The organism is Georgenia alba (genome assembly GCF_042665525.1).
Classification (GTDB): domain Bacteria; phylum Actinomycetota; class Actinomycetes; order Actinomycetales; family Actinomycetaceae; genus Allobogoriella; species Allobogoriella alba.
This window is the reverse complement of sequence record NZ_JBHTCQ010000017.1, coordinates 1-541: the sequence shown is the minus strand read 5'-3', so window position 1 is coordinate 541 and position 541 is coordinate 1. Positions and strand designations below refer to the sequence as shown.

General features: G+C 63.0%; 1 pseudogene. It reads left to right on the top strand.

Going from position 1 to position 541, the window contains the following annotated elements:
* Positions 1-353: 353 nt before the first annotated feature.
* Positions 354-541, top strand: a pseudogene (locus ACFQQL_RS19145) (MarR family transcriptional regulator); the annotation flags it as partial.

Below are 541 nucleotides of genomic sequence, written 5' to 3'. Positions count from 1 at the left end.
CACGGAGTGCCTCGCACTGCTGGTGCGCTAGCGGGTTCGGCGCTGTCGCCCCCGGTGGGCTCGTCGCCAGGGCGCCGTCACCTCATGGGCATCATGGGGATCGTGGGCAACTGCCAGCCCATCTGCTGTATCCAGGCCATGAACATGTTCATCATTTCCTGCCACATCATGTGTTCTCACCTCCGCTCCCGGTGGTGATGGCGATCCATTCGCACATGATCGTGTGCGCTACCGATCTTACGAGGGTCACCGCTGCCCGAACGGGCACCATCCCCGGCAATAAGTTGCATGGGTAATGCAATCAATATATAGTTGCGTACCGCAAGCATCAATCATGCCGTTCAGGGGAGCCCATGGCCGTCCAGACCGCTACCGCGGAGGAGCTCGTCGAGGAGGTCTTTCTCTTCGGCAGGGCGTTGCGCCACATCCTCGGCGGCGCCGACACCAGCGGACTTCCGCCCGCACTCCTGGGGGTGCTGCACGTGCTCGCCACCGTCGGCCAATGCCGACAGATGGAGCTCGCCTCCCACCTGTGCGTCAG